This window comes from Streptomyces sp. MAI_2237 (assembly GCF_054189285.1).
The window spans coordinates 1408931-1431794 of sequence record NZ_JAJPGQ010000005.1; the positions used below are offsets into that span (position 1 = coordinate 1408931).

The 22864-nt window shown below is 72.2% G+C and carries 20 protein-coding genes; 14 read left to right on the top strand and 6 right to left on the bottom strand.

All coding sequences use genetic code 11. The features are described from left to right. The first annotated feature begins 122 nt into the window (after positions 1–122). From LN251_RS34750 to LN251_RS34785, 8 genes are all read left to right on the top strand, one after another. Positions 123–1361, top strand: coding sequence for a MurT ligase domain-containing protein (locus LN251_RS34750; RefSeq protein ID WP_058926761.1), 1239 nt, complete (start codon positions 123–125; stop codon positions 1359–1361). A 17-nt stretch (positions 1362–1378) separates the two neighbouring features. After that, positions 1379–2107, top strand: coding sequence for a type 1 glutamine amidotransferase (locus LN251_RS34755; RefSeq protein WP_058926760.1), 729 nt, complete (start codon positions 1379–1381; stop codon positions 2105–2107). A gap of 179 nt (positions 2108–2286) precedes the next feature. After that, positions 2287–3312, top strand: a complete 1026-nt coding sequence (locus LN251_RS34760) for a 6-phosphofructokinase (RefSeq protein ID WP_458248110.1) — start codon at positions 2287–2289, stop codon at positions 3310–3312. Positions 3313–3314: 2 nt separating this feature from the next. After that, a complete protein-coding gene (locus LN251_RS34765) occupies positions 3315–4094 on the top strand; it encodes an inositol monophosphatase family protein (RefSeq protein ID WP_458248111.1) in 780 nt (259 codons plus the stop codon). A 91-nt stretch (positions 4095–4185) separates the two neighbouring features. Next, positions 4186–5136: a cytochrome c oxidase assembly protein gene (locus tag LN251_RS34770; protein WP_458248112.1), complete on the top strand. Its 951-nt coding sequence runs from the start codon at positions 4186–4188 to the stop codon at positions 5134–5136. Between the two features lie 68 nt (positions 5137–5204). Next, entirely contained in the window at positions 5205–6533 is a 1329-nt protein-coding gene (locus tag LN251_RS34775; protein ID WP_458248113.1) for a DUF6777 domain-containing protein, read from the top strand. A gap of 28 nt (positions 6534–6561) precedes the next feature. Further along, positions 6562–8397, top strand: coding sequence for a protein kinase domain-containing protein (locus LN251_RS34780; RefSeq protein WP_458248114.1), 1836 nt, complete (start codon positions 6562–6564; stop codon positions 8395–8397). A 13-nt stretch (positions 8398–8410) separates the two neighbouring features. Beyond that, positions 8411–8584 (top strand): hypothetical protein, encoded by a 174-nt coding sequence (locus tag LN251_RS34785; protein WP_107416195.1) that lies wholly within the window; start codon positions 8411–8413, stop codon positions 8582–8584. A 3-nt stretch (positions 8585–8587) separates the two neighbouring features. Here the strand turns inward: LN251_RS34785 and LN251_RS34790 are convergent, their stop codons facing one another. From LN251_RS34790 to LN251_RS34805, 4 genes are read right to left on the bottom strand one after another with little or no spacing between them, the layout of a single operon-like run. Further along, positions 8588–9853 (bottom strand): sensor histidine kinase, encoded by a 1266-nt coding sequence (locus tag LN251_RS34790; RefSeq protein WP_458248115.1) that lies wholly within the window; start codon positions 9851–9853, stop codon positions 8588–8590. Next, the gene (locus tag LN251_RS34795; protein ID WP_458248116.1) at positions 9850–11562 is read right to left on the bottom strand and encodes a sodium/solute symporter; all 1713 of its coding nucleotides are present in this window, start codon (positions 11560–11562) and stop codon (positions 9850–9852) included. The genes LN251_RS34790 and LN251_RS34795 overlap by 4 nt, the downstream gene beginning before the upstream one ends. Then, positions 11559–11921, bottom strand: a complete 363-nt coding sequence (locus tag LN251_RS34800; RefSeq protein ID WP_458248117.1) for a hypothetical protein — start codon at positions 11919–11921, stop codon at positions 11559–11561. The genes LN251_RS34795 and LN251_RS34800 overlap by 4 nt, the downstream gene beginning before the upstream one ends. A gap of 3 nt (positions 11922–11924) precedes the next feature. Continuing rightward, the gene (locus LN251_RS34805; RefSeq protein ID WP_458248118.1) at positions 11925–12674 is read right to left on the bottom strand and encodes a LytR/AlgR family response regulator transcription factor; all 750 of its coding nucleotides are present in this window, start codon (positions 12672–12674) and stop codon (positions 11925–11927) included. Between the two features lie 78 nt (positions 12675–12752). On the opposite strand from LN251_RS34805, the gene LN251_RS34810 reads away from it, so the two are divergent. From LN251_RS34810 to LN251_RS34830, 5 genes are all read left to right on the top strand, one after another. Further along, positions 12753–13238, top strand: coding sequence for an Lrp/AsnC family transcriptional regulator (locus tag LN251_RS34810; RefSeq protein WP_058926750.1), 486 nt, complete (start codon positions 12753–12755; stop codon positions 13236–13238). A 153-nt stretch (positions 13239–13391) separates the two neighbouring features. Then, the gene (gene ddaH / locus LN251_RS34815) at positions 13392–14204 is read left to right on the top strand and encodes a dimethylargininase (protein ID WP_458248119.1); all 813 of its coding nucleotides are present in this window, start codon (positions 13392–13394) and stop codon (positions 14202–14204) included. Beyond that, the gene (rocD, locus tag LN251_RS34820) at positions 14201–15427 is read left to right on the top strand and encodes an ornithine--oxo-acid transaminase (RefSeq protein WP_458248120.1); all 1227 of its coding nucleotides are present in this window, start codon (positions 14201–14203) and stop codon (positions 15425–15427) included. The genes ddaH and rocD overlap by 4 nt, the downstream gene beginning before the upstream one ends. 176 nt (positions 15428–15603) lie before the next feature. Beyond that, positions 15604–18069, top strand: coding sequence for a SpoIIE family protein phosphatase (locus tag LN251_RS34825; protein WP_458248121.1), 2466 nt, complete (start codon positions 15604–15606; stop codon positions 18067–18069). A 67-nt stretch (positions 18070–18136) separates the two neighbouring features. Continuing rightward, positions 18137–19366 carry a PP2C family protein-serine/threonine phosphatase gene (locus LN251_RS34830; protein ID WP_458248122.1) on the top strand — a complete coding sequence of 410 codons (1230 nt, stop codon included), beginning with the start codon at positions 18137–18139 and terminating at the stop codon, positions 19364–19366. A gap of 15 nt (positions 19367–19381) precedes the next feature. Here the strand turns inward: LN251_RS34830 and LN251_RS34835 are convergent, their stop codons facing one another. Next, positions 19382–20122, bottom strand: coding sequence for a class I SAM-dependent DNA methyltransferase (locus LN251_RS34835; RefSeq protein WP_458248123.1), 741 nt, complete (start codon positions 20120–20122; stop codon positions 19382–19384). A 257-nt stretch (positions 20123–20379) separates the two neighbouring features. On the opposite strand from LN251_RS34835, the gene LN251_RS34840 reads away from it, so the two are divergent. Continuing rightward, positions 20380–21105: a lysophospholipid acyltransferase family protein gene (locus LN251_RS34840; RefSeq protein ID WP_458248124.1), complete on the top strand. Its 726-nt coding sequence runs from the start codon at positions 20380–20382 to the stop codon at positions 21103–21105. Between the two features lie 67 nt (positions 21106–21172). Here LN251_RS34840 and LN251_RS34845 read toward each other — a convergent pair whose 3' ends face one another. After that, on the bottom strand, positions 21173–22771 hold the full coding sequence (locus LN251_RS34845; protein WP_458248125.1) for an alpha/beta hydrolase: 1599 nt from the start codon (positions 22769–22771) through the stop codon (positions 21173–21175). Between the last annotated feature and the right edge of the window lie 93 nt (positions 22772–22864).

A 22864-nucleotide genomic window follows, 5' to 3' on the forward strand; every position in this document is an offset into this window, starting at 1 on the left:
GTCGCGCGCGCCTTGGCCATGCCGTGGTTCGGGAGTGCGAGTGGATCTCGATAGGCTGAGGTCCACACCACGTTGCCGTCAGGCTTGAGGCGCGGCGCGTACGCAAGGAGGATCGAGAACTGATGTCAGGCAACTCGGACCCGCTCACGCCGCGGGCCAAGCTGGCCGTGACCGCGGGCAAGGCGGTCGCAGCGGCGTCGCGAGCCGCGGGGCGCGGCAGCGGTTCGGTGATCGGCGGCCGGGTGGCGCTCAAACTCGACCCCGATCTGCTCGCCCGGCTCGCCCAGAACCTGGACGTGGTCCTGGTGTCCGCGACCAACGGCAAGACGACCACGACCCGGCTCATCGCCGAGGCGCTGCGGGCCGCCGGACCGGTCGTCTCCAACGCCCTCGGCGCGAACATGCCCGCCGGCATCACCTCCGCGCTCGCCGGCAGCTCCGACGCGCGCTACGGCGTCATCGAGGTGGACGAGAAGTACCTGGCGGGCGTGGCCCGGGACACCGCCCCCAAGTGCATCGCCCTGCTCAACCTCTCCCGCGACCAGCTCGACCGCGCCGCCGAGACCCGCATGCTGGCGGAGAACTGGCGTGAGGGCCTCGCGGGTTCGAAGGCCGTCGTCGTGGCCAACTGCGACGACCCGCTGGTCGTGTGGGCGGCCTCGTCCTCCCCGAACGTCGTCTGGGTCGCCGCCGGGCAGATGTGGAAGGACGACGCCTGGTCCTGCCCGTCCTGCGGCGGCGTGATGCAGCGGCCCGGCGACGACTGGTTCTGCGGCGAGTGCGGCTTCCGGCGGCCCACGCCGAGCTGGGCGCTCTCCGGTGACCATGTGCTCGACCCGCACGGCTCGGCCTGGCCGATCCATCTGCAGCTGCCGGGCCGCGCCAACAAGGCCAACGCCGCCTCCTCGGCCGCCGTCGCCGCCGTCTTCGGGGTCCCGCCGCAGGTCGCCCTGGAGCGCATGTGGCAGGTGCAGGCCGTCGCGGGCCGTTATGACGTGGTCCAGTTCCAGGGCCGTGACCTGCGGCTGCTGCTGGCGAAGAACCCGGCGGGCTGGCTCGAAACGTTCAGCCTGATCGATCCTCCGCCGACGCCGGTGATCCTCTCGGTGAACGCGCGCGGCGCCGACGGCACCGACACCTCCTGGCTGTGGGACGTCGACTACACGCGCCTGTCCGGTCACCCGATCTGCGTGATCGGCGACCGCAAGCTGGACCTCGCGGTGCGTCTGGAGGTCGCCGACCAGAACTTCCAGGTGTGCGACAACCTCGACCAGGCGGTCCAGGCGTGTCCGCCGGGCCGGATCGAGGTCATCGCCAACTACACCGCCTTCCAGGACCTGCGCCGCCGCGTCGGCAACTGAGACATCAGGGGACTTTTGTGAGCGACAACCAACTGCGGATCGTCTGGATCTACCCCGACCTGCTCAGCACCTACGGCGACCAGGGCAACGCTCTCGTCGTGGAGCGCCGGGCCCGGCAGCGCGGCCTGGACGTGGCCCGGCTCGACGTGCGCAGCGACCAGCCGATCCCGACGTCGGGTGACATCTACCTCATCGGCGGCGGCGAGGACCGGCCCCAGCGGCTGGCGGCCGAGCGGCTGCGCCGGGACGGCGGCCTGCACCGGGCCGTGGGCAACGGCGCGATCGTCTTCTCCGTCTGCGCCGGCTACCAGATCCTGGGCCACGAGTTCATCAACGACCTCGGCCAGCGCGAGCCGGGCCTGGGCCTGCTCGACGTGGTCTCGGTCCGCGGCGAGGGCCAGCGGTGCGTCGGCGACGTGCTCGCCGACATCGACCCGCGCCTGGGCCTGCCCCCGCTGACCGGCTTCGAGAACCACCAGGGCGTCACCCACCTCGGCCCGACGGCCCGCCCCCTCGCCCAGGTCAAGCTCGGCAACGGCAACGGCACGGGGGACGGCACGGAGGGCGCGTACAACGACACGGTCTTCGGCACCTACATGCACGGTCCGGTGCTGGCGCGGAACCCGCTGATCGCGGACCTGCTGCTGAAGCTGGCGCTCGACGTGAACGCGCTGCCCCCGACCGACGACCGGTGGTACGAGGCGCTGCGCAACGAGCGCATCGCGTCGGCTCAGCAGCCCGCCTGACACCTCCTGTCCCACCCCTGGCAACCAGCCCGTATGACGCCGAGTACGCACAGGTGAGCGGGGTCGTCCAGCAGTCGGACGCACGGTGCGGCCCCGCCCCCTCCTGCCGCTAGGGTGGCGGGGTTCGAGCCGGACAGCGCGGTCCGGTGCCGACCACGTTGAGAAGGTTTTCTCGGGCTATGCGCATTGGTGTCCTCACGTCCGGCGGCGACTGCCCCGGCCTGAACGCCGTCATCCGGTCCGTCGTCCACCGTGCCGTCGTCGACCACGGTGACGAGGTCATCGGCTTCCGGGACGGCTGGAAGGGCCTCCTCGAGTGCGACTACCTCAAGCTCGACCTCGACGCGGTGGGCGGCATCCTGGCCCGCGGCGGCACCATCCTCGGCTCCTCCCGGGTCCAGCCCTCGCACCTGCGTGACGGCGTGGCCCGGGCCAGGGAGCACGTCCAGGAACTCGGCCTGGACGCCATCATCCCGATCGGCGGCGAGGGCACGCTGAAGGCGGCCCGGCTGATGTACGACAACGGCCTGCCCATCGTCGGGGTGCCCAAGACCATCGACAACGACATCGCCGTCACGGACGTCACCTTCGGCTTCGACACGGCCGTGGGCGTGGCGACCGAGGCACTGGACCGGCTGAAGACCACCGCCGAGTCCCACCAGCGGGTGCTGGTGGTGGAGGTCATGGGCCGGCACACCGGCTGGATCGCCCTGCACTCCGGCATGGCGGCCGGCGCGCACGCCATCGTCGTCCCCGAGCGGCCCTTCGACATCGAGGAGCTGGCCGCCCGGGTGGGCGCCCGCTTCGCCCAGGGCAAGCGGTTCGCCATCGTGGTCGCCGCGGAGGGCGCCAAGCCGCGGGCCGGGACCATGGACTTCGACGAGGGCGGCAAGGACATCTACGGGCACGAGCGGTTCGCCGGCATCGCCCGCCAGCTCTCCATCGAGCTGGAGGAACGCCTCGGCAAGGAGGCCCGCCCGGTGATCCTCGGTCACGTCCAGCGCGGCGGCACGCCGACGGCGTACGACCGGGTGCTGGCCACGCGGTTCGGCTGGCACGCGGTGGAGGCCGTGCACCGGGGCGAGTTCGGCAACATGACCGCGCTGCGCGGCACCGACATCGTGATGGTGTCGCTGGCCGAGGCGGTCGAGACGCTGAAGACGGTGCCGGCCGAGCGCTACGACGAAGCGGAGTGCGTCCTCTAGACATGGAGCGGGAACTCGCGATCGCCACGGAGCTCGCCGAGTGGGCCGCGGAGCGCATCCGCCGGCCCCGCGGCACGGACGAGGTGCGCGAGAAGGCCTCCCCGGCCGACATCGTGACGGACACCGACGAGGCGGTGGAGAGGCACGTCCGTGCCGTACTGCGCCGGGAGTTCCCGCACCACGGCATCGAGGGCGAGGAGTACGGCGTCCATGAGGGCGCGCCCGGCGCCCCGCACTGGGTGATCGACCCGGTGGACGGCACGACGAACTACGCGCACGGCATCGGCTGGTGCTCGTTCTCCCTCGGCCTCGCCACGGCACAGGGCGAGCCGCTGCTGGGTGTGGTGGCCGACCCGTGGCGCGGCGAGATCTTCTCGGCGGTCAAGGGCGGCGGCGCCCGTCTCAACGGCCGGCCGATCCACGCCGCGGCCCACGACACCCTGACCGGCCACGCGTTCCTGACGGAGTGGGCGGCCCACGCCCACTGGCCCGGCATGGACGACCTGCTGCGGGAGCTGGCGTCCCGCCACTGCACGGTACGGATCATGGGGTCCACGGCCCTGTCCCTGGTGCAGGTGGCGGCGGGCCGGGCCGTCGCGGCGGCCATCGGCGCGTACCACCCCGTGGACGCCCTGCCGCCGCTGCTGATCGCGACGGAGGCGGGCGCGGTGGCGGTACCGCGGCTTCCCGCCTACGACACCCCGCTGCTGCTCGTCGCCCCGCAGGCGGCGCCCGAGGCCACGGCCCTGTGGGAGAAGTGGGTGCCGCGCCGGGACGCGTGAGGGCGGCCCCCCGGTCGCGGGAGCGTTCTCGGGCAGTTCTAGTCTGTCTGCGGACACACTTGCACAACCCCCACGAATCAGGAGCCGGCCGATGGATCACAGCGGGCACGGCATGACCATGGACCTGCCGCCGTTCACGCTGGGACGCGGGCTGGAATGGTCCGCGGACCCGTTCTTCCTCGTCGCCTGCCTGCTGGGACTGGCGCTCTACGGCTGGGGTGTCGTGCGGCTGCGGCGGCGCGGGGACAGCTGGTCGGTGGGCCGGACCGTCTCGTTCGTCACCGGCGTGCTGACCATCGGGCTGGTGATGTGCACCGCCCTCAACGACTACGGCATGGTCATGTTCAGCGTGCACATGGTGCAGCACATGATCATCAGCATGCTGTCGCCGATCCTGATCCTGCTGGGCGCCCCCGTCACCCTCGCCCTGCGCGCGCTGCCCACCGCCGGCAAAGGCCGCAAGGGGCCGCGCGAACTGCTGCTGATGCTGCTGCACAGCCGCTACATGCGGATCATCACGCACCCGGCGTTCACCATTCCGATGTTCATCGCGAGCCTCTACGCGCTGTACTTCACGCCGCTGTTCGACTTCCTGATGGGATCGAAGACGGGGCACGTCGCGATGATGGTGCACTTCCTCGCCGTCGGTGTCGTGTTCTTCTGGCCGATCATCGGCGTGGACCCCGGTCCGCGACGGCCGGGCCATCTGATGCGGATGCTGGAGCTGTTCGCGGGCATGCCGTTCCACGCGTTCTTCGGCATCGCTCTGATGATGGCGTCGACGCCGATGGTCGAGACGTTCAAGAATCCGCCGGCCTCCCTGGGCATCGACGCCCTGTCCGACCAGACCGCGGCCGGCGGCATCGCCTGGGCCTTCAGCGAGGTGCCGTCCGTCCTGGTGCTTCTCGCCCTGCTGTTCCAGTGGTACAGCTCCGAACAGCGGCAGGCCAAACGCCAGGACCGGGCAGCCGACCGGGACGGCGACAAGGAACTCGAGGCCTACAACGCCTATTTGGCCTCATTGAACGCACGCGGAAACTGAAAGGCTTCGCCGTTCGGCGGCTTTCAGTAGCATGAGGCGTCAGGGGGAAACCGCCGGGGGGAGCGGTGATGACGTTTCGCGTAATAATGCAAAGGGCCGGGAATTCGGCGATCCGCAGGATCGCCGTCCTGCTCGTCCTCGTCCTCGCGGTCGCCGGCTGTGATCGCAACACGCCGCTGACGCTGGTGCGGGCGGTCGCGGCGGGCGCTCCCGCCCTCTCGCCGTTCTTCGACGAGCACCGCGGTCTGGGCCACGACCAGGAGATACGCGCGTCGGCCGGACGCGGCAGCCTGCAACAGGGGGACACGCCCGGCCTGTACGGCGGCACGCGGCGGACGAGTGTCTGCGACGTCGACAGACTCAAGGCCTTTCTCACGGACCCCGCCCATCACCGGAAGGCACAGGCGTGGGCGGACGCGCTCGGCATCACCACCGATCGCATTCCGGGATATCTGGACCGGCTCACTCCCGTCCTCCTGCGTCACGACACTCTCGTGCGGAATCACGACTACAAAAAGGGAAAGGCTGTTCCTTTCAATTCTCTGCTGCAGGCGGGAATCGCCGTTCTCGTCGACGAACAGGGACTTCCCGCCGTGAAGTGCTCGTGCGGAAATCCGCTGCGGCCCTTCGCCGGTGACACGAACCGCATTTCCGTCAGGTTCGGAAAGGGCGACCGGGAGTGGCGGGGATACGAGCGTTCCGCCGTGGTGGCGGTGCGACCGGCGCCCCACAGGCTGCGGCAACTCGCCCTGGTCGACGTGGCCGACCCCGCCCGCGGACTCGCCCGGCCGGTGGGCACGACGGGCGCCCGCGACACGTCCTTCGACGCGGGCAGGCCCCGTACGGTGCCCGACCTGACCGGGACGACGTTCGCCGAGGCGAGCCGGCTGCTGACCGGGCGGGGGCTGGCCGTCGGCTACGCCGGGAAGACACGGCCCGCCGACGACGCGCAGGTCACGGCCCTTGATCCGCCGGCGGGGACGCGACTGCGGTTCGGGCAGTACGTGACCCTGAGCACCACCGACGGGACCTCGTCGGCCCCGGGCACCCCCGGGACGCCGACCGCTCCCCCGCCGACCTCGCCGTCCGCACCACCCTCGTCGCCGTCCTCGCCGTCCAAGGCCCCGCCGCCGTCCTCACCGCAGTCGTCCGCGCCCCCTTCGTCAGCGCGTCCTTCGCCTCCTTCGTCCTCGCGGCCGCCGTCTTCCGCTCCGGCGAAGCGCAGCGCACCACCACCTCCGCCCAGCGCCCCGGTGAGGACCGCCAGTGCGCCGCCTCCGTCGAACGCACCGGTCACCACCAGCGCGCCCCCTCCGAGCAGCACCCCCGTCACCACCAGCGCCCCCGCCGCGAGCGAGCCCGCTTCCTCGGGGCCCGCGTCGAGCGCGATCACGTAGTGCCCCCGCACAACCCGGGAGTCACCGGATGCCTTCAGGATCACCGACGTCGGGAGTGGGCCGGGTCATCGCCGGCCGTTACCTGCTGCTGAACCGCCTCGGCAGCGGCGGCATGGGACATGTGTGGCTCGCCCACGACCAGAGACTCGCGTGCGAGGTGGCACTGAAGGAGATCGTCTTCCGCGACCCGGAGCCCACGGGTGAGGAGCGGGAGGCCCGGGTCGCGCGGGCGCGGGCCGAGGCCCGGTACGCGGCGGGCCTGCGCGGCCACCCGCACGTGGTCACGGTGCACGACGTCCTGGAGCACGAGGGGCTGCCGTGGATCGTCATGGAGTACGTGGCGGGCGCCACCGATCTGCGCGGCCTGGTCGAGCGGCGCGGCCCGCTCGCGCCCGCCGAGTGCGCCCGCGTCGGCCTCGCCGTCCTCGACGCGCTCGACTCCGGGCACGAGCGCGGCGTGATGCACCGGGACGTGAAGCCGGCGAACATCCTGCTGGCGCCGGACCGCACCGGGGCGCCGTACGGCCGCGTCCTGCTCACCGACTACGGCATCTCGGTGCGGCCCGACGCCGGGGAGACCCGGTACACGCTGGCGTCGGTGCTGGTGGGAACGTCCGGCTACCTGGCGCCGGAGCGGGCCACGGGCGGTCCGCCGACGCCGGCCGCCGACCTTTTCTCGCTGGGCTGCACCCTGTACTTCGCCGTCGAGGGCCACGGCCCCTTCGAGCGGGATTCGAACCTGGCCGAGGTCACCGCGGTGGTGATGGAGGAGCCGCGTCCGCCCGTGCGGGCCGGCGCGCTGGGCCCCGTGCTGCGGAGCCTGCTGGAGAAGGATCCCGGGCGGCGGCCGTCGGCGCCGCAGGCCGAGGCGGCGCTGTCCGACCTCGTGACGCCGCGGGCCGAGACGTACGCCCGGACCAGAACCGATCTCGGCTCGCAGCCGCCGTGGGCGGCCGTCGCAGCCGGACCGTCCCCGCCGGTCCCCGCGCCGGACGGCTTCGGGCCCGTCGCCGCGTCCCCGTCCGCTCCCCGGCACCGGCGGGAGGTCCCCCGCGTCCTGCGCGCCGTTCTCGCCGCCTCACTCGGCCTGCTGCTCGCGCTGGGCGGCGTCTGGTACGCCATGGCCCACCAGGGCGGCGGAGGCGGTGCGGGGAGGGCGCTGCCGTACGGCTCGGCGGTCGGACTGGCGCGGCCGCTGCGGGACGGTGACTGCGTGCTCGCGGACTGGCCGGGCGCCCGCTTCACCGGCACGCCCCGGCTGCGGCTCGACCCCTCGTGCGGCGCCCGGGTGCCGGACGGGCAGGTGATGGCGTTCGCCGCGGCGGCCTCGGCGGCCGAGGCCCGCGAGAAGGGGCCGGCGCGGTGCGCGGAGCGGACCCAGGAGATCCGGGAGCGGCTGGCGGACGTCCGCAGCCTGGCCGTCGTGCCGACCGGGGCCGGTTTCGAGGCGGCGGGGCGGCGGACGGCCTGTCTGGTGCTGGGCGCGCACGGGCCCGTGTACGGGCCGCTGGGCGCCCACCGCGGCCTCGGCTCGCCCTTCACCGACACGGCGAACATGCAGCGCAGGGACTGTCTGCGGACCCGTTCCGGGCGGGACGCCGACCTGGTCTCCTGCTCCGGCCCGCACGACGAGCAGGTGCTCGGTTTCACGCGGCTGGGCAAGGACGTCACGCTCGGCGAGGCCCGTACGGAGTCCGACGCGGCCTGTGCGAAGGACGTGCCGCCGCGCGACTACGGCTTCGACCCGTCGGCCTATACGGCCGGGTCCTGGACCAGCCAGGGACCGTGGAAGTCGGGGACGCATTTCGTCGTGTGCACCGTGCGGAAGCAGAACGGGGGCACCATGGAGGGGGACGAATCCTGAGGAGGGTGTCGCGATGCCCGGTTCCACGGACGGTTCTACCAAGGCGATGGGGGTGCTCACCGTCGGCGGTCTCGTCGCGGTGACCGCCTACACGGTGGCGCTCGGCAGCAACGGCTGGCTGTGGTTCGGCTGGGTCGTGCTGGGGCTGCTGACCCTGGGCATGATCGCCACCCGCAGCAGCGCGTGAGGCTCACTCCCCGGAGAGGTCGTCGGCGAACCCTCCGGCGAAGTCCCCCGGGAGTTCCTGGGTGATCCGCCCCGCCGAGTGCACGCCCGGCTGGTACTTGGGCAGCCGGGCGGTGACCTTCATGCCCGCGCCCACGGCGGTCTCGATGACGAGCCCGTAGTCGTCGCCGTAGACCTGCCGGAGCCGGTCGTCGACGTTGGACAGCCCGATGCCGCCGGAGGGGCTGACCTCGCCGGCGAGGATGCGGCGCAGCACGACCGGGTCCATGCCGACGCCGTCGTCCTCGATGACGACCAGCGCCTCGGCGCCGGCGTCCTGCGCGGTGATGGAGACACGGCACTTTCCCCCGGCGGAGACGGCCCCGCCCTCCAGTCCGTGCTTGACGGCGTTCTCGACGAGCGGCTGCAGGCACAGGAAGGGCAGGGTGACCGGCAGCACCTCGGGGGCGATCTGCAGGGTGACGGAGAGCCGGTCGCCGAAGCGGGCCCGCACCAGCGCCAAGTAGTGGTCGATGGCGTGGAGTTCGTCGGCCAGGGTGGTGAAGTCGCCGTGCCGGCGAAACGAGTAGCGGGTGAAGTCGGCGAACTCCAGGAGCAGTTCGCGGGCGCGTTCGGGGTCGGTGCGGACGAACGAGGCGATCACCGCGAGCGAGTTGAAGATGAAGTGCGGTGAGATCTGGGCGCGCAGCGCCTTGATCTCGGCCTCGATCAGGCGGGTGCGGGACTGGTCGAGGTCGGCCAGTTCGAGCTGGACGCTGACCCAGCGGGCGACCTCCCCGGCGGCGCGGACCAGCACCGCGGACTCGCGGGGCGCGCAGGCCACCAGGGCGCCGTGCACCCGGTCGTCGACGGTGAGGGGGGCGACCACCGCCCAGCGCACGGGGCAGTCGGGGTGGCCGCAGTGGAGGCGGAAGGCCTCGCCGCGGCCGGTCTCCAGCGCGCCCGCGAGCCGTTCCATGATCTGCGTGCGGTGGTGGGCGCCCACGCCGTCCCAGACCAGGACGTCCTTCTGGTCGGTCAGGCACAGCGCGTCGGTGCCCAGCAGGGAGCGCAGCCGGCGGGCCGACTTGCGGGCGGTCTCCTCCGTCAGGCCCGCGCGCAGCGGGGGCGCGGCGAGCGAGGCGGTGTGCAGGGTCTGGAAGGTGGCGTGCTCGACCGGGGTGCCGAGGCCGCCGAGGCTCTCGGGCCGGGCGGTGCGCCGGCCCAGCCAGAAGCCGGCCGCCAGCAGGGGGAGCGCGGCCACGCACAGGCCGGCCAGGAAGCCGCTCACGCCTTCACCTCCGCCCGCAGTTCCTCCGGCAGATGGAACCGCGCCAGGATCGCCTCGGTGCCGGTCGGCACCCGGCCGGGTGTCGCCAGGGACACCAGCACCATGGTGAGGAAGCCCAGCGGCACCGACCAGAGCGCCGGCCAGGCCAGCAGGGCGTGCAGCGGGCCCGTGCCGGGGAAGCCGGCCATCGTCGCGGCCACCGCCACGAACGCCGAGCCGCCTCCGACGAGCATCCCGGCCGCCGCGCCGGGCGGGGTCAGCCGCCGCCACCAGATGCCGAGCACGAGCAGCGGGCAGAACGAGGACGCGGAGACGGCGAAGGCGAGGCCCACCGCGTCGGCCACCGGCAGCCCGCCGACCAGCAGGCTGGCGGCGAGCGGTACGACCATGGCGAGCACGGTGCCGAGTCTGAAGTGCCGCACGCCGCGGGTCGGCAGGACGTCCTGGGTGAGGACGCCGGCGACGGCCATGGTCAGTCCGGACGCCGTCGACAGGAACGCGGCGAAGGCGCCGCCCGCCACCAGCGCGCCGAGCAGGTCGCCGCCGACGCCGCCGATCATGCGGTCGGGGAGCAGCAGGACGGCCGCGTCCGCGTTCCCGCTGAGGGCGAGTTCGGGGGTGTAGAGGCGGCCGAGGGCGCCGTAGAGGGGCGGCAGCAGGTAGAAGGCGCCGATCAGGCCGAGGACGGCGACCGTGGTGCGGCGGGCGGCGACGCCGTGCGGGCTGGTGTAGAAGCGGACGACGACGTGCGGCAGGCCCATGGTGCCGAGGAAGGTGGCGAGGATCAGTCCGTACGTGGCGTACAGGGGGCGTTCCTCGCGGCCGGAGGCGAGGGAGGTGGACATGCCGCCGTTGGTGCCGGGTTCGGCGGACGGGACGGCGGTGCCCTCGGCGAAGGTGAGCCGGGTGCCCCGGTCGATGCGGTGGGTGCCGGCCGCGAGCCGTACGCGCCCGCCGTCGTGCGGGGAGCCGTCGACCGTGCCGGTCACCGTGACGGTCAGGGGCCGTTCGAGCCGGAGGTCGAGGCTGTCGGCGATGCGCACGGAGCGCTGTTCGCGGAAGGTCGGCGGTTCCGCGAAGGCGTGGTGGGGTGCTCCGCCGCTCTGCCAGGCCAGGGCGAGGAAGAGGGCGGGGACGAGCAGGGCGGTGAGCTTGAGCCAGTACTGGAAGGCCTGCACGAAGGTGATGCTGCGCATGCCGCCGGCGGCGACGGTCGCCACCACGACGACGGCGACGATGACCCCGCCGAGCCCGTCGGGGGCACCGGTGAGGACGGTGAGGGTCAGGCCCGCGCCCTGGAGCTGGGGCAGCAGGTAGAGCCAGCCGACGCCGACGACGAAGGCCCCGGCCAGCCGCCGTACGCCGTAGGAGGCGAGGCGGGCCTCGGCGAAGTCGGGCAGCGTGTAGGCGCCGGAGCGGCGCAGCGGGGCGGCGACGAACAGCAGCAGCACCAGGTACCCGGCGGTGTAGCCCACCGGGTACCAGAGCATGTCCGGGCCCTGGATCAGGACCAGTCCGGCGATGCCCAGGAAGGAGGCGGCGGAGAGGTACTCGCCGCTGATGGCGGCCGCGTTGAGGCGGGGGCCGACGGTGCGGGAGGCGACGTAGAAGTCGGAGGTGGTGCGCGAGACGCGCAGGCCGAAGGCGCCGACGAGGACGGTCGCCACGACGACGAGGGCCACCGCCGGGACGGCGTAGCCGGAGTTCACCGGTCCTCGACGAGCCGTACGAAGTCCCGCTCGTTGCGCTCGGCGCGGCGGACGTACCACAGGGCGAGCAGCACGAGGGGGGCGTAGAGGCAGAAGCCGAGGATGCCCCACTGCAGGCGGTGCGCGTCGGGCATGGCGGCGAACACCAGCGGCAGCGGGCCGATCAGCAGGCCGAGGACCGCGAACACGGCGAGGGCGGCGCGCAGTTGGCTGCGCATGAGGGAGCGGACGTAGGTGTGGCCGAGGGTGGTCTGCTCGTCGATCTCGGTGCGCGGCCGGTAGTAGCCGGAGACGCGCCGGGTGCGGCGGGGCGGTCCGGTGACGACGACGCGGCGTTCGGTGGGGTCCTGGCTGGGCACGTGCTACGGCCTCCTCATCAGCAGGTCCCGCAGCTCGCGTGCGTGCCGGCGGCTGACCTGCAGTTCCTCGCCGCCGACGAGCACGCTGACCGTGCCCGCGTCCAGACGGAGCTCGCCTATGTGGCGCAGGGCGACGAGGTGGCGGCGGTGGATGCGGACGAACCCGCGCCCGCGCCAGCGGTCCTCCAGGGTGGACAGCGGGATGCGGACGAGGTGGCTGCCCTTGTCGGTGTGCAGGCGGGCGTAGTCGCCCTGGGCCTCGACGTGGGTGATGTCGTCGACGGCGACGAAGCGGGTGACGCCACCGAGTTCGACGGGGATGTGGTCGGGGTCGGGTTCGTGGACGGGGATGCGCGGGGTGTTGCCGGTGAGTTCGGCGGCCCGGCGGATCGCCTCGGCGAGGCGTTCCTTGCGGACCGGCTTGAGGACGTAGTCGACGGCCTTGAGGTCGAAGGCCTGGACGGCGAAGTCCTCGTGGGCGGTGACGAACACGACCAGCGGCGGCTGGGCGAACCCGGTCAGCAGCCGGGCCAGGTCCAGCCCGTCGAGGCCGGGCATCTGGATGTCGAGGAAGACGACGTCGATCGCCTCGGGGCCGCCGGGGCCGGACTGCAGCGCCCGGTTGATGCGGCGCAGCGCCTCGGTCGCGTCGCCGGCGCCCTCGGCGCTGCCGACGCGGGGGTCGGCGTTGAGCAGGTAGAGCAGTTCCTCCAGCGAGGGGCGTTCGTCGTCGACGGCGAGGGCGCGCAGCATGAACCCGGAGTGTAGGAGGAATCCACACCGGTGGACATGTGCCGGGGTGTGGACGTTCGCGCTGGATACAGTGCCGACATGAACAGCAGGCCCGCCCCCTTCGACGAGCTCGACCGGAAGATCGTCACCGCCCTGATGGCGAACGCGCGCACCAGCTTCGCGGAGATCGGCTCGGCCGTCGGGCTGTCGGCGACGGCGGTGAAGCGGCGGGTGGACCGGCTGCGTGAGAGCGGTGTGATCACCGGGTTCACGGCGACGGTCCGGCCGTCGGCGCTCGGCTGGCGCACGGAGGCGTACGTCGAGGTGTACTGCGAGGGGGCGGCGCCGCCGCGGCGGCTGGCGGAGGTGGTGCGCAACCATCCGGAGATCACCGCGGCGATGACGGTGACGGGTGGGGCGGACGCGCTGCTGCACGTGCGGGCGCGGGACGTCGAGCACTTCGAGGAGGTGCTGGAGCGCATCCGCGTGGAGCCGTTCATCCGGAAGACGATCAGCGTGATGGTGCTGTCCCATCTGCTCCCGGAAAGCCCGGAAGCGGGCGCGACCCAGGCCGCACCCGAATAAACATTCGTCCACGCAGCAGCCCTGCTTCTCACCGGCCAAAGACGCAGCATTCCTGCGCGGACACGCAATTATCGTTGCTTGTCGCCCGTCTCGGTCACTTCCTACCTTGGTGTCAACCCTCAGTCGACACCAAGGAAGCGGAGGAACCCCTCTGTGTCCGACTCCCGTGTGCCGCGCCGGCGGCGGTACCTCGTCTGCGAACCCAGACACTTCGCCGTGCAGTACGCGATCAACCCCTGGATGCAACCCGATGTCCGCGTCGACGTGGACCTGGCCCAGGAGCAGTGGCAGGCGCTGATCGGCGCCTACCGCGCGCACGGCCACGCCGTCGACACCGTGGAGCCGGCCCCCGGCCTGCCGGACATGGTGTTCGCCGCGAACTCGGCGGTCGTCGTGGACGGCCGCGTCTTCGGCTCCTTCTTCCACGCGCCCGAGCGGCGCCCGGAGTCCACGCACTACGACACCTGGTTCAAGACGGCCGGCTTCGACGTGCACCGCCCGGAGTCGGTCTGCGAGGGCGAGGGCGACCTGGTGTGGACGGGCCGGTACGTGCTGGCCGGGCACGGCTTCCGCACCACCCGTGAGGCGCACCGCGAGGTGCAGGAGTTCTTCGGCCACCCGGTGGTCAGCCTGACACTGGTGGACCCGCGCTTCTATCATTTGGACACGGCACTGTTCGTCCTGGACGACGACAATGTCTCCTACTACCCGGAGGCGTTCTCGCCGGGCAGCCGCGAAGTGCTGGCGCGGCTGTTCCCGAACGCCGTGCTCGCCACCCTCGACGACGCGCTGGCCTTCGGCCTCAACTCCGTCTCCGACGGCCGTCACGTCTTCATCGCGCCCCAGGCCGAGGCGCTCACCACCGCCCTCGCCGACCGCGGCTACATCCCCGTGCCCGTCGACCTGTCCGAGTTCCGCAAGGCAGGCGGCGGCATCAAGTGCTGCACCCAGGAGATCCGTTCATGACCGCTGCAGTCGACATGCGTTCGTCCGCCGAGCTGATCCGCGCCGAGGAGCCGGTCCTCGCGCACAACTACCACCCGCTGCCCGTGGTCGTCGCGCGCGCCGAGGGCACCTGGGTGGAGGACGTGGAGGGCCGCCGCTACCTGGACATGCTGGCCGGCTACTCGGCCCTGAACTTCGGCCACCGCCACCCGGCGCTGGTCGAGGCCGCCCACCGCCAGCTGGACCGGCTGACCCTGACCTCCCGCGCCTTCCACAACGACCGCCTGGCCGAGTTCGCCGAACGGCTGGCGGCGCTGACCGGCCTGGACATGGTGCTGCCGATGAACACGGGCGCCGAGGCGGTCGAGTCCGGCATCAAGGTGGCCCGCAAGTGGGCCTACGACGTCAAGGGCGTCCCCGCCGACCGGGCCACGATCGTGGTCGCCGCGGAGAACTTCCACGGCCGTACGACGACGATCGTCGGCTTCTCCACCGACGAGACCGCCCGCGCGGGCTTCGGCCCCTTCGCGCCGGGCTTCCGGATCGTGCCGTACAACGACCTGGCCGCCCTGGAGGCGGCGGTCGACGACACGACGGCCGCGGTGCTGATCGAGCCCATCCAGGGCGAGGCGGGCGTCATCATCCCGGACGACGGCTATCTGGCCGGTGTTCGGGAGCTGACCCGCCGCAAGGGCTGCCTCTTCGTCGCCGACGAGATCCAGTCGGGTCTCGGCCGCACCGGCCGCACCCTGGCCGTCGAGCACGAGTCGGTCGTCCCCGACCTCGTGCTGCTGGGCAAGGCGCTGGGCGGCGGCATCGTGCCGGTCTCCGCGGTGGTCGGCCGCCGGGACGTGCTCGGGGTACTGCATCCGGGCGAGCACGGGTCGACGTTCGGGGGCAACCCGCTGGCGGCGGCCATCGGCACCGCGGTGGTCGACCTGCTGGAGACGGGTGAGTTCCAGCGCCGCGCGACCGAGCTGGGCGTGGTCCTGCGCGGCGGGCTGTCGGGGCTGCTGGACAAGGGTGTCGTCGGGTTCCGCGCGCGAGGGCTGTGGGCGGGCGTCGACATCGATCCGGCCATCGGCACCGGCCGCGAGGTCAGCGCCCGGCTCATGCGCAAGGGCGTCCTGGTCAAGGCCACGCACGGCTCGACGATCCGGCTGGCGCCGCCGCTGACGATCACCGGCGAGGAGCTGGAGGGCGCACTGGGCACGCTGACGGAGGTGCTGACCGAGGGTTCCTGACCCGAGCACGACCATGGGGACGGCCGGTCCCGGACAGCCCTTCGGGGCCCGGGCCCGCGCCGTCCGCACGGCTTCGCGGGATCAGGTAGCCCGCCGTCCGTACGGCCGGTTTCGTGCGAAGGGTGAAGACTGGGTCAAGAGGTGGTAGACCACTGTCAGCGACAGAGAGGTCGGCCGTGGGCACGCAAGAGGAGCAGGACGCTGCGGGGCAGCGGTTCGACGTGGCCGACGCCGCGCCCCTGCTGCTCGACGCCCAGGGCGTGGTCCGTAGCTGGACACGGGACGCCGAGCGGCTGCTGGCCTACACGCCCGCCGAGGTGGTGGGCGGTTCGGTGGCCGGCCTGCTGGTCCCCGACGACGCCGCCCGGGTGCCGGAACTGGTCGAGCGGTGCCGTAACGAGGGCGGCTGGGCCGGACTGCTGACCGCCCGGCGCAAGGGCGGGCGCGCGATGCGGGTGATGACGCGGATCACCCCGGCGATGGAGCCCGGCGGCGCGCCGCGCTGGCTGGTGTTGCTCTCCGACGTGACGGCCGGAGCCCGCGGCTGGGACATGAGCCGCACGGTGCTGGAGCAGATGGTGACCGGCTCCCCGGTCGGCATAGCGATCGTCGACGCCGATCTGCGATGCGTCTGGTCGAACGCGGCCCTGGAGCAGTTCGGCGGCGGCTCGGCCGCCCAGCGGCTCGGGCGGCGGCTGGCGGAGATCCAGCCGGGCATCGACTCCGAGAGCATCGAGGCCCAGATGCGCCGCGCGCTGGAGACCGGGCGGCCGGTCGTCGGGTACGAGCATGTGGGCCAGGTCCGCTCGGCGCCGCACCGGGAGACGGCGCACATGATGTCGTTCACCCGTCTCGAGGACGACCGCGGCCACCCGATGGGCGTCTACTACACCGTCGTCGACATCACCGACAAGCACCGGGCCCGCCGCCGCCTCGCCCTGCTCGACCGGGCCGGCGAGCAGATCGGCCGCACTCTGGACATCACGCGGACCGCCCAGGAACTCGCCGACGTGGCCGTACCCGGGTTCGCCGACTACATCTGCGTCGACCTGCTGGAGTCGGTGCTGCGCGGAGCGGAACCCCCGGCGGGGCCACCCGTCGACACGGAGCGGGTGCCGCTGCGCCGGGCCGGGCACCAGTCGGTGAACCCCGGGGTGCCGGAAGCCGTCGTGGCCATCGGCGAGGTCGCCACGTACCTGGCGGGCTCGCCGCCCATCCGCTGCCTGACCACGGGCCGCTCCTGGCGCGAGGAGCGGCTCGACCCGCTCGCCAAGGAGTGGGCGACCGACATACCGGGCGGCCGGGAGGCGACCTTCCTGGAGCTGGGCCTGCACACCGTGATGATCGTGCCGGTGCGCGCGCGGGGCGTCACCCTCGGCGTCACCACCTTCTTCCGGCGCGGACGGCAGGAGCCCTTCGACGCGGACGACCTGTCGCTGGCCGAGGACCTGGTGTCCCGGGCGGCGGTCTGCGTGGACAACGCCCGCCGCTACACCCGGGAACGGAACGCGGCCCTGGTGCTGCAGCGCAGCCTGCTGCCGCACCGGCTGCCCGAACAGGACGCGGTGGAGGTCGCCGCCTGCTACCGGCCGGCCGACGAACTGACCGGCCTCGGCGGCGACTGGTACGACCTCATCCCGCTGTCCGGCGCCCGCGTCGCCCTGGTCGTCGGCGAGGTGCCCGGTCACGGCATCGACGCCGCCGCGGCCATGGGGCGGCTACGCACCGCCGTCCGCACTCTCGCCGCTCTCGACCTGCCGCCGGCCGAGGTCCTCGCGCACCTGGACGACCTGGTGGCGCGCACCGCCCGGGAGGAGGGCGTCGACCCGGACGCGCCGGACGCCGTCGACGTCCAGGTCACCGGGTCCGGCTGTCTCTACGTCGTCTACGACCCCGTGGACGGACAGTGCACGATGGCCGCCGCCGGCCATCCCGCCCCCGCCGTCGTACTGCCCGACGGCTCCGTCGGCTTCGTCGACCTGCCGCAGGGGTCCACGCTCGGTTCGGGCGGCCCGCCCTTCGAGGCCGTCGAACTGGTCCTCGCCGAGGGCAGCACACTCGCCCTGCACACCGACGGACTGCTCGCCCGCGAGAACGAGGAGTGGTCCCTCGATGGCGACCGCGACCGGCTGCGCCGGGCCCTGGAGCGGGCCGCGCCCTCGCTGGACCTGCGCTGCCGCACCGTGGTGGACGCCCTGATGCCGGCCCGGCCGCACGACGACGTGGCGCTGCTGATGGCCCGCACCCGGGTGCTGGGCGCCGACCAGGTCGCCGACTGGGACCTGCCCACCGATCCGGCGGTCGTCGCCGACGCCCGCAAGGAGGCCGCCCGGCAGCTGACCGAGTGGGGCCTGGAGGAGCTGGTGTTCACGACGGAGCTGGTGGTGAGCGAACTGGTCACGAACGCGATCCGGCACGCGCAGGGCCCCATCCGGCTCCGCCTGATCAGGGAGCGGGCGCTGGTCTGCGAGGTCTGCGACGGCGGTGCCACCGCACCCCATCTGCGCCATCCGCGCACCACCGACGAGGGAGGCCGCGGCCTGCTCCTGGTCTCCCAGTTCACGGACCGCTGGGGGACGCGCTTCGTGCCCGAGGGCAAGGTCATCTGGGCCGAGCAGTCGCTGAACGGTCCCCCGGGCTGACCGACGGAATCCGGACCCGTTCGCTCGCATGAAAAAACAGTGCAAACCCGGCGGTGAGGCGGAAGCCATGAACGATGCGGCTATCGACTATGCGGGGGTGTTCCAGTGCCTGCCGGGGATGGTGGCCCTGCTGACGCCCGACCTCGTCTTCGCGGACGTCAACGAGGAGTACCTCCAGGTGTCCGGGCGGCGGCGGGCCGAGGTGGTCGGGCGCTATCTGTTCGACGTCTTCCCCGACAACCCCAAGGACGGCGCCGCGTCCGGCATGCGCAACCTGGCGGCCTCGCTGCGGCGGGTGCTGGACACCGGCGAACGTGACGCGATGGCCCTGCAGCGCTACGACGTGGAGGACCCCGAACGCCCCGGCGAGTGGCAGGAGCGCTTCTGGAGCCCGGTCAACGCGCCGGTGATCGGCACCGACGGCAAGGTGGTGCTGGTCGTGCACCGCGTGGAGGAGGTCACCGAGCTGATCAAGGCCCGCGGCGGCCCGAGCGGCAGCCGGGCGCGGGTCCTGGAGGCCGAGCTCTACACCCGCGCCAAGGAACTGCAGGAGCTCAACGAGCGGCTGCGCCAGTCCCACGCACGGGAGCGCGAGGTCGCCCTCGCCCTCCAGGAGGCGATGCTGCCCGCCAGCCGGCAGGCCGGAGAGCAGCACGCCGCCGTGCGCTACCGACCGGCGATCGGCGCGCTCAACGTGTGCGGGGACTGGTACGACATCGTCGACCTGGTCGGCGGCAACCGCATCGGCGTGTCGGTCGGCGACGTGGTCGGCCACGGGCTGGCCGCCGCCGGGGTCATGGGCCAGCTGCGCAGCGCTCTGAGCGCCGCCTCACGCGTCGCGGAGGGCCCCGCCGAGGCGCTGAACGTCCTGGGCCGGTACGCGCACGTCGTGGACGGCGCCGAGTCGGCCACCGCCGTCACCACGTTCATCGACTTCGACGCGCACACCATCAGCTACAGCAGCGCCGGTCATCCCCCGCCCGTCCTGGTGCACGGCGACGGCCGGGTGGAGTTCCTCGACCAGGCCACCGACCCGCCGCTCGACGCGAGACCGGACCCGATACCGCGGCCCCAGGCGTGCACGGTCTTCACCGCGGGCGCCACCCTCGCCCTGTACACCGACGGTCTGATCGAGCGCCGCCGTGAGGACATCGAAACCGGCCTGACCCGCCTCGCGGAGTCCCTCGCCCGCCACCGCGACCTGGACGCCGAGTCCCTGGCGGACGTGGTGCTGCTGGAGCTGCTGCCGCCGGGCGGCGCGATCGACGACACGGCGCTGGTGATCGTGCGGCTGTGAGAGGCGCGGCGCCGGTCAGCCGGCGGGCTTCTCCCACACCGAGACATGCCTCGGGCTGTCGCCGGTGAAGGGCGTGCGCGTCCAGTCCTCCCAGCGGTCGCGCAGCCGCAGTCCGGCCAGCCGCGCCATCAGGTCCAACTCGGCCGGCCACACGTAGCGGAACGGGATGGACCAGTGCTCGGCGCGTCCGTCGACGACGGTGACGTAGTTCGAGCTCATGGCCTGGGTGGCCAGGTCGTAGGTGTCGAAGGCCCACTTGGTCGCGCCGATGTGGAAGGGCACGGCGTTCTGCCCGGGCGGCAGCTTGCGCAGTTCGGGCACCATCACCTCGACGGCGAAGCAGCCGCCGGGCCCCAGGTGCCGGGCGACGTTGCGGAAGCACTCCACCTGGGCGTCCTGCGTGGTCAGGTTCATGATCGTGTTGAAGACCAGGTAGGCGACGGAGAACTCGCCCTCCACCCGGGCCGTGGCGAAGTCCCCGATCGTCACTCCGACGGCCGAACCGCCCTCCTTCGCGCGCAGCCGGTCCACCATCGCGCGGGACAGGTCGATGCCGTGCACCGGCACGCCGCGGCGGGCCAGCGGCAGCGCGATCCGGCCGGTGCCGATCCCGAGTTCGAGCGCCCTGCCGTCACCGGCCAGCCCGGCCAGTACGTCGACCGCCGGGCCGACGGCCTCGGGGCGGAACATGTCGGCCGCCGAGTCGTCGTAGCCGGCCGCGATCTCTTCTCCGAAGTAGCCGTCCTCGTCGAGCATTTGGGGACCGTACCGCCGGCGGCCCGGTCGGCGCGCGGGGTTTTTCCGGGAAGATCACGCCAAACCCGTGCGATCGACTTGCCTCGTGTCGATCAGTGACACGAGGCTGGTCGGGCAGGCGTTCCCCGCGGGCGACACGGCGTCCGTCATGTTCCGGCGGGCTGCGCCTGCACATACACTGGCAGCCCCACGACACGCCGGTTGACCTGCTGGAACGCGGCGGCCGAGGCGATCCGTCGGAGTGAGGAGCGTCCCCTTTGTTCTACTACGTGCTCAAATACGTGTTGCTGGGACCCCCGCTGAGACTGTTCTTCCGGCCCCGCATCGAGGGCCTCGAACACGTCCCGGACGAAGGCCCCGCCATCATCGCGGGCAATCACCTGTCCTTCTCGGACCACTTCCTGATGCCGGCCATGCTCAAGCGCCGCATCACCTTCCTGGCGAAGAAGGAGTACTTCACCGGTCCCGGCCTCAAGGGCCGGCTCACCGCGGCCTTCTTCCGCAGCGCCGGGCAGATCCCGGTCGACCGCACCGGCAAGGAGGCGGGCCAGGCCGCCATCCGCGAGGGCCTGGGCGTGCTGCGCAAGAACGAGCTGCTCGGCATCTACCCCGAGGGCACCCGCTCGCACGACGGCCGGCTGTACAAGGGCAAGGTCGGCGTGGCGGTGATGGCGCTCAAGGCGCAGGTTCCGGTCATCCCCTGCGCGATGATCGGCACCTTCGAGGCACAGCCGCCGGGCAAGGTCGTCCCCAACTTCCACCCGGTCGTCATCCGCTTCGGCAAGCCCCTCGACTTCTCCCGCTACGCCGGCATGGAGAACGAGAAGGCGATCCTGCGCGCCGTCACCGACGAGATCATGTACGCGATCCTGTCGCTCTCGGAGCAGGAGTACGTCGACGAGTACGCGGCCGTCGCGAAGGCGCAGGAGACGGAGACGAAGGGTGCCAAGGAGCGCAAGTTCCCGCGTGCGCCGCTGAGTTGACCCGTGGGGCATGAAGACAGGGGCGGCCGGAGGAGTTCCGGCCGCCCCTTTGCCGTGTAGCCGGTGGCTACGGCTTGGGCGTGGCGTGCGGGGTGCAGGTCACGTCGGCGCCGTCCAGCTGCCCGGTGAGCAGGTAGGAGTCCACCCGCTGGTTGATGCACGGGTTGAGCAGGCCGGTCACACCGTGCGAGCCCGCGTCCTTCTCGGTGATCAGGCGGGAGCCCTTGAAGCGGTGGTGCAGTTCGACGGCGCCGTCGTAGGGGGTGGCGGCGTCGTTCGTGGACTGCACGATCATGACCGGCGGCAGACCCTTGTGGGTCTTGACGTTCACGGGCGTCTGCTGCTTGACCGGCCAGGTGGCGCACGGCAGGTTCATCCAGGCGTTGGCCCAGGTCATGAACGGGTAGTTCTTGTTCAGCGTGGTGTTGTCGCGGTCCCACTTCTTCCAGCTGGTGGGCCACTTGGCGTCGGTGCACTCGACGGCCGTGTAGACGGCGTTGCCGTTCTCCGCGGATATGTTGCCCGCGGTGTCCGACATGTCGGGGGCGGCTGCGTCGATGAGCGCCTGGGTGTCACCGGCGACGTACTTGCTGAAGACCGTCGCGATCGGCACCCACGAGGAGTCGTAGTACGGGGCGCTCTGGAAGAAGGAGATCAGCTCGGCCGGGCCGACGACCCCGCCGATGGGGCTCTTCTTGGCGGTGGCGCGCAGCTGGAGCCACTTGGCCTGGACGGCGTCGCGGGTGGTGCCGAGGTGGAAGGCGGCGTCGTTGGCGGCGACCCAGTCCTCCCAGTCCTTCCAGCGGCCCTCGAAGGCGACGTCCTGGTCCAGGTTGGCCTGGTACCAGATCTTGTCGCGCGAGGGGTTGACGACGCTGTCCACGATCATGCGGCGCAGGTGGCCCGGGAACATCGTGCCGTAGACGGCGCCGATGTAGGTGCCGTAGGAGACGCCCAGGTAGTTGAGCTTCTTCTCGCCGAGCGCGGCGCGGATGACGTCCAGGTCGCGCACGGTGTTGGGCGTGGTCATCTGCTGGAGCATCGCCTTGCCGGTGCGCTCGGCGCAGCCGTCGGCGTACTCGCGGGCCAGCTTGCGCTGGGCCGTCTTGTCGGCCTCGCTGTCCGGCACCGGGTCCATCTTGGGCGCCTTGACGAACTCCTGCGGGTCGATGCAGGAGATGGGTGCCGAGTGGCCGACACCGCGCGGGTCGAAGCCCACGAAGTCGTAGGCCTTGGCCGCGTTGGCCCAGATCGGGTTCTTGTTGGTGACGCGGGTCGGGAAGCGCATGCCGGACCCGCCCGGGCCGCCCGGGTTGTAGACGAGGGCGCCCTGGCGCTCCTCCTTGGTCCCCGTGTTGCCGATGCGGTCGACGGCGAGCTTGAGCTGCTTGCCGTACGGGTGCGCGTAGTCGAGCGGGACGCTGACCCAGCCGCACTGGATGGGCTTGGCCAGTCCCCAGTCGGCGGGGCAGTCCTGCCAGTCGATGCCTGCCTTCGCGGCACGCTCGGCGGCGATGGCGGCGCCCCGGGCCTCGCGGTCCTGCCCGTGCCCCGCGCTCGCGCTGGCGGTGGGGACCGCGGCGGCCCCGGCCATGAGCGTCGCCGTCACGAGCACTCCGGCCGAACCGAGCGCCGTGGTACGCCTCTTCGGTCTGTTGCCCCTCAAGTGGGACCTCCCCCTTCGTCTGTTCGATTGACAGAGGGATCCTTGCCGCTGTGTGCTGCCTGAGAACAGGGGCTGTTGACCTTCTTTACCATT